This window comes from Bacteroidota bacterium, from assembly GCA_039111535.1.
In the GTDB taxonomy this organism is placed as follows: Bacteria; Bacteroidota; Rhodothermia; order Rhodothermales; family JAHQVL01; genus JBCCIM01.
In genome coordinates this window covers 1-6,446 of the sequence record JBCCIM010000276.1, presented here as the reverse complement: position 1 = coordinate 6,446, position 6,446 = coordinate 1, and the positions used below count along the sequence as shown (strand labels likewise).

Here is a 6,446-nt window from a genome sequence, read left to right as displayed (position 1 = left end):
TTTTTGTAGCCAAATAGCTCGCTTTCGAGCAATGCGTCTGGCAGTGAGCCGCAGAAAAGTGCGAGAAAGGGTTTGTCTTTGCGGTGCCCATTGTAGTGAATCGCTCGCGCAACCAGTTCTTTGCCTGTGCCGCTCTCCCCCTGGACGAGTACAGTTACGTTGGTATCCAGTACCCGCTGGATAACTGCAAACATATCCCGCATGGGCCGGCTTTGTCCGATGATTTCTTCGAACCCGTGGATATGCTGAATTTCCTGTCGAAGATGCCGGTTTTCATCCCGAAGGGTTTGGTAGAGCCGCACATTCTCGATAGCAACCGCTGCAAGATTGGCAAAGGCTTCGAGGAAAGGCAGGTTCTCTTGCTTAAACCGGCTGCGATCAGACAGACAATCCATGTAGATCGCGCCAACTTGTCGGTCCTTTACCCGCAAGGGTACACACGCGATAGAGCGGATGTTTTGTAAAATGATGCTTTCTGTTTTCCCAAAATGGTCGTCTTCCAGCGCTTCATGCAACAGTACGGGTGTGCCTTGCTGTAACACCTGATGCACTACGCTGGTCGAAATTTTAACAACATCGCCGAGCTGCTCGTCAGAGAAGTTGTGTGCGGCTTGTACTTCAAACCCTTCCAGTGCGGTTGTACTGTTCAGCAGAATAAACCCGCGATCAGCCTGTAGTGTGTCCGCAGCTGTTTTGAGTACGTGATCGAGTAGCGCCGCGGCATCCTTAATAGAATTCAGCGTCAGTGCAATCTCAAAGAGCGCATCAAGGGAATGTGAGGATATGGGTGTTTGCTCTGGCATATTCAAGGAATTCGAAAACCTGCTTCACGGGACCTACTAGAGTTGCCAAAGGCGTCAACAATGGAAACGGTCCAAAAGTACTCTCCAGTCTCCAGGGCATCAACCTGGATCGAGGTGCTGTCTGATGAAATATCTGGAATAGACCGAACCAGGTTCTGGATGTTGTTATCAACCCGTACAACGTCTACCGTGTAGGTAAACGGGAAATTTATTGCAGTTGCCTCCCAGGACAAGGCCGGCGCATTGTTGTCGAGTAAACCCAGGTCTCTCGGCGAAACGGCAAGTGGGGAGGTTTCAATTACACGAAATATGGCTTGTTTTTCCGATTGGCTGATGGTTGCAGATCGGTCGCGGGCGTACAAAAACATGTCTTGACCGAGTAGCGCCGGCAAGGCTGCCGGCAGGCTGTCCCCTTGAATTAGCCGGCTAAAGCTACCGGGTGTTGTTTGGGGCGACAGGGTTGTGCGGTAGTCGAACGAGGGGATTTCAAGCCAAACTTCTTCCAGGTCAGCCAGCCCATCCCGGTCGTCAAGCGTAACATTCACGTTCAGGCGGAAAAGCTCTTGCGGCGGCGGCCACCATCTGCTGATATGAACTGTGTTGACCTGTATTTTTTGAAATTCGGGTAGGCCAGGCAGTGCAAGTGCCGTTGTGGAAAACTCGCCGGCAGTTATGTTGATGGTCGCCATTTGTGCGGCATAGCCTTCGCGCGATGCTTTTATCGTATAGGTGCCGGAGGCGAGATTTGGGATGAACACCTCGCCGTTGGCATCTGTTTGGCCGGTAAAATTACCAGGGTCAGTCTCTACCGTTACATCATCGAGTCCTTGCCTTGGAGCATAGAACGTTGTTACCTCTACCGTGAGGCCGCCGGCATCCTGAAAGTTCTCACCCTGTGGATCCAATGGATTGTTGCGGGGCGCACCTTCAAAACAGCCTGTAAGCATGAACAGGGCTAACACGAGTACAGGGCTATTGAATCTGGGCGCAGACAAGATTTGTATCGGGAATTGTCTATTGTATTTCGTTTCACCGAACGTTGTTGACGATAATACTGATGCTTTACTGTACGGCTACCCTGTTTATCTGTTTTATAGACTGAATTGCGGGCAACAGATAGCGCAGTCGATTTGGCGTTTTAATAGCACGAATCGACACAATTTCGGTTCATTTAGCAAATAGTTTTGTGAAGAATTTCAAACAATAATATGGCACAAGGTAAAGTAAAATGGTTCAATGTTGAAAAAGGCTTCGGCTTTATTGAACCTAACGATGGTAGCAAAGACGTTTTTGTACATCGTAACAACGTTGATGGACTTGGTTGGGATGATGGTCTTCGCGACGGTGAAGAAGTAGAATATGAAGTTGAGCGCACACCCAAAGGTTTGGCCGCTATGAACGTACAGCGGGTAAACTAAGACGGATTGTACATACAAGTTTATTACAAAAAGCCTGGTCTTCGGACCAGGCTTTCTTGTTTTAGAGATTTTTGGTACCTGGTTTAAGCAGGATGGGTGTTGTTAGAGGTCCTGCATCATCTGCAATCCCCCTCGGATATCAAAAAGAGCACTGGGCACGCTCAGGTGGCGCAACCCCTACCGTTACATCTCTGCAATGCTCATCATATACCGAGCAGTAGCAAAACAGAAAGCTGTAGCGATCCAGCACTTCCTTTTTTAGAACTGCCGGCGGCCATTCAGAGGCTGAATCTCCTTCCGGAGTATGGAGCCGAAACAAGAGGTGCAGGTCATTTACGGCCAGCAGGTCACCTGTACCACGCGATTGCACAAACGAGCCGACTTGAAAGGGAAGCGCGTTTACGTCTTCAAGAAATCCAGAAAAACTGAACAGTTTGCCTTCTGTGGTGGCCTCGAAGATTTCTTCGCCATCACGGTAAACGTACAAGTTTTTAATGACCGCCGGCCCGAGTCCCGTGTTTTGCAGGCCATAGGTAATGGTAAACCTGCGCTTACTCGCTTCTTGAAGCACTTCCTGAGAAGATTCAAGATGTGGCAGCACAGAGAGCCGGTTGTAGCGGCGATTTTCTCTACCTTCCCATATCGAAAGCCCAATGGCTGCAAGCGCGACAAAGATTGTTAATACATTGGCGAGCACCTGTAATGTGTTGCCGGCATGCTTTTGTTGTGCAGCAGGTTGTTCTGGAGATTCCATGAAGCGTAACGCGGAAAGAAAAGCGGAAACGACAATAAATCTAAGGTACTTCCTGGAACCCAATAAGCACAACAAACAGCGAGTTGCCAATCAAGAAAAGTCGGTTGATAACGCTGCTGTATCCTCGAGTCTTTCACGGCATCTGCCCTGCTTTCATCAAGTTTGGTAATAACGTGGAAAAGGTGTAATCAGCTGTATTGCACTTTTTTTGAAAGTATTTTCAAAATCCAGAAATTAATTGCGAACCACTTTGATCTTAACACGTTGTTCATAATTCATCACCTTTTTTAAACTCACTGTCGCGAAACTGTGCTGACCCGAGAGGCTGTGAGGTTCTTCTACATGTAGATTGTTTTACGCCAGTGAAGAATTTCAGCGTACTATTATGGCAAAGGGAAAAGTAAAGTGGTTTAACACTGAGAAAGGCTTTGGCTTCATCGAGCCAGATGAAGGCGGCAAAGACGTATTTGTACATCGCAACAATATTGGCGGCCTTGATTGGGACGAGGGGCTCCGTGATGGGGAGGAGGTTGAGTATGAAGTAGAGCGAACCCCCAAAGGATTGGCTGCGATAAATGTCCAGCGCATGGGCTGATCCCACGCTACATATTATTCTTCATCTTGGCCCGGTCAGTTCGACGGGCTTTTTTATTGTCGCATAGTATTTCGACTACGCACTTTTGCATGATTCGCTGCAAATCAGCGTGCTTTTCTGTTTATTGGGCATGTGCAATACCCATCATCTTGCCCATATTGTTCATGAAACGTCTGCCCTGTCTGTACAGCGCCGCGTGTTGGTTGCCGCTTTTCCTGTGTGTTGTGCTAAGCTCGTGTAATGCGCCTGCAGCTGCGCCCCATTCGCAAGCAGTCCAACAAGACGCTGCGGCCTCACTTCCTGAGCAGTTTGGCTTTGGTCGGGAAGTAACAGCAGAAGAAATTGCCCAATGGGATATAGATGTTATGCCCGACGGTACTGGATTGCCGGTTGGTGCTGGCACTGTAGCGGGAGGGGCCATTTTGTATCAGCAACAATGTGCAGCATGCCACGGGACTACAGGCGTTGAAGGGCCGAATGATCGACTTGTTGGCCGGCTGCCCGATGATGTTTTTACGATGCATGAAGACCTCGGCGCACGCCGACATAAAGCCGTTGGCAGCTACTGGCCCTACAGCACTACCCTTTTCGACTACATTCGCAGGGCCATGCCGCACCCCGCACCCGGCTCGCTTGCTGATGAGGACGTGTACGCCCTCACGGCTTATATCTTACACCTGAATGGCCTTGTCGACGCTGATGCAGTAATGGACGCTGTTTCGTTGCCGGCTGTTGCAATGCCAGCCCAACCGCTCTTTGTGCCTGATGATCGCCTCCAGCACGATCAGGTTCATTAGTCCGGATCGCCCTGCATTTCGTCCACCCATCTTGCAAATACCAAAGTTATGGCGCTCCAAAACCCAAACGGACCCGAACGCATGCCCGAGAAAAAACTGACGCGTCGCGCTTTGCTTGCCGGTTTGGCCGGCGGCTCTGGCGTTGTGCTTGCGCAAACTGCATCCGGACGCGTGATACAAACGGCGCCCCAGGCTCGCCCCGTAGCGCCTGATGATCCAACCAAAGTGCAAGGGCCATTGCCAAGTGAGATAGGTACCCGGTCACCCTTTGAAACGCCCGGGCGTTATCCGTCCAGTACGTCTTCGCGTACCCCGTTGGGGTATCTGCACGGGACAATTACACCATCCGACTTGCATTATGAGCGTCATCATGGCGGTATCCCAACCATTGATCCGGCACGCTACGAATTGCTGATTCATGGGATGGTCGAACGACCCCTGAAGTTTACGCTTGCCGACTTGATGCGCTTTCCGGCGGTCTCGCGTATCTGTTTCCTCGAATGTTCGGGCAACTTGTGGAGTACGGCACCTGAAGAAACACGGCCCGGCCAGATTTGTGGACTCACCAGCCAAAGTGAATGGACGGGTGTAAAACTGTCTACGCTGTTTCGTGAGGTGGGGGCAGACCCGAAAGCTACCTGGTTTTTGGCTGAAGGATCAGACGCCGCAGTGATGACGCGGAGCGTCCCGATGGACAAAGGCTGGGATGATGCTATTCTTGCGTATGCACAAAACGGGGAGCCTATCCGGCCGGCGCATGGCTATCCCGCCCGACTTGTATTGCCGGGCTGGGAAGGCAACGCAAACATCAAGTGGATCCGCCGCATCGAAATAGCCGACCGACCCTTCATGACAAGGGAAGAAACGTCCAAATACAGCGAACCCGTTAAGGGGGGCAAAATCCGGCAGTTCAGTTTCATCATGGATGCGCGGTCAATTATTACCTTTCCGGCTTACCCTGCAGTCATCGAGCCAGGGTGGGTAGAAATTCGAGGGATCGCCTGGAGTGGTCGTGGGCGGATTACACGTGTTGAGGTGAGTACTAATGGGGGCAAAATGTGGCAGCCTACTGAACTCCAGGGACCCGTACTGGATAAGGCCCATACCCGTTTCCGCCTGTTATGGCATTGGGATGGCAGCCCCACTGAAATAATGAGCCGCGCGATAGACGAGACGGGATATGTCCAGCCGACACGCAAAGCACTGATCGAAGCAAGAGGCATTGGTGCTGTGCCTTATCATCTCAATCCCATCACGGCCTGGCAGATCAAGAAATCCGGTGACGTGCTGTTCCGCGCCGAACCTTGGGGGTAGGGGCAATTTAAGGTTAAAGCGCCCCTGTCGAATGGATTAAATACACCAATCAGCCATACGGGGCCAACATGCTTCACTCATTTGCCAGGCACATGCTTGAGTTGCTGCTCGTTGCAGGCGTACTTCATACCGCTCCAGTGGTAGCACAGGATGCCGGCCAGCAAGCAAGTAACTTCTCTCTGCTTAGCGTCTCAGGCGTAGACGTCACCCTCGATCAATTCAAAGGGAAATATGTGGTGTTAGAATGGATGAACTTCCGGTGCCGTACCGTTGATGCCCTGTATAAGAACCGTGTATTGCCAACCATGCAGGCCGAGCTCAAAGCCCAGGACATCGTCTGGTTGTCTATAGTATCTGAGGCACAGGGCAAACAGGGACAGGTGGCCACCGAGAAAATGCAACGGCAAATCGAGAAACGGGGTGGAAACCAGGATGCTGTATTGTTAGATATTACAGGACATGTGGGGCAGGCCTATGGCGCAACAGTATCCCCGTATCTTGTTGTGATTAATCCGGAAGGCGCAATTATTTATCAGGGCGCTTTCGATAACCAGCCCCCGGGTGAAGAAATGGATGATGATATGCCGGCAATCAACTACGTAACCGATGCGCTTGAGGCTGCGCAAAAAGGGGAGATGGTACCGTATCCGGTAACAGAAGCGTATGGTTGTCCAATTCGGTACGACCGCTAAAATTTAGAAAACCCAGGCTGCTGGGGACAGGCCTGGGTTTCCTTAGGTTCTTCGAACCCGCATAGCTTAAGAC

Annotated in this window: 8 protein-coding genes; 5 read left to right on the top strand and 3 right to left on the bottom strand. The window is 51.0% G+C overall.

Annotated elements, in window-relative coordinates; translation table 11 throughout:
• Window positions 1-803, bottom strand: an 803-nt coding sequence (locus AAF564_25255; GenBank protein MEM8488878.1) for a sigma 54-interacting transcriptional regulator, incomplete at its 3' end; no start/stop codon positions are given.
• A gap of 2 nt (window positions 804-805) precedes the next feature.
• Complete coding sequence (locus AAF564_25250; GenBank protein MEM8488877.1) at window positions 806-1,798, bottom strand: carboxypeptidase-like regulatory domain-containing protein; 993 nt, start codon at window positions 1,796-1,798, stop codon at window positions 806-808.
• A gap of 213 nt (window positions 1,799-2,011) precedes the next feature.
• On the opposite strand from AAF564_25250, the gene AAF564_25245 reads away from it, so the two are divergent.
• Entirely contained in the window at window positions 2,012-2,221 is a 210-nt protein-coding gene (locus tag AAF564_25245; GenBank protein MEM8488876.1) for a cold shock domain-containing protein, read from the top strand.
• Between the two features lie 139 nt (window positions 2,222-2,360).
• Here the strand turns inward: AAF564_25245 and AAF564_25240 are convergent, their stop codons facing one another.
• On the bottom strand, window positions 2,361-2,975 hold the full coding sequence (locus tag AAF564_25240) for a hypothetical protein (protein ID MEM8488875.1): 615 nt from the start codon (window positions 2,973-2,975) through the stop codon (window positions 2,361-2,363).
• Window positions 2,976-3,360: 385 nt separating this feature from the next.
• Between AAF564_25240 and AAF564_25235 the strand changes: the two genes are divergently transcribed.
• The 4 genes from AAF564_25235 (at window position 3,361) to AAF564_25220 (ending at window position 6,373) form a co-directional block, all read left to right on the top strand.
• On the top strand, window positions 3,361-3,570 hold the full coding sequence (locus AAF564_25235; GenBank protein MEM8488874.1) for a cold shock domain-containing protein: 210 nt from the start codon (window positions 3,361-3,363) through the stop codon (window positions 3,568-3,570).
• A 164-nt stretch (window positions 3,571-3,734) separates the two neighbouring features.
• A complete protein-coding gene (locus AAF564_25230) occupies window positions 3,735-4,367 on the top strand; it encodes a cytochrome c (protein MEM8488873.1) in 633 nt (210 codons plus the stop codon).
• 48 nt (window positions 4,368-4,415) lie between these two features.
• On the top strand, window positions 4,416-5,681 hold the full coding sequence (gene soxC, locus AAF564_25225; protein ID MEM8488872.1) for a sulfite dehydrogenase: 1,266 nt from the start codon (window positions 4,416-4,418) through the stop codon (window positions 5,679-5,681).
• A 68-nt stretch (window positions 5,682-5,749) separates the two neighbouring features.
• Window positions 5,750-6,373 (top strand): redoxin family protein, encoded by a 624-nt coding sequence (locus AAF564_25220; GenBank protein ID MEM8488871.1) that lies wholly within the window; start codon window positions 5,750-5,752, stop codon window positions 6,371-6,373.
• The last annotated feature ends 73 nt before the right edge of the window (window positions 6,374-6,446 follow it).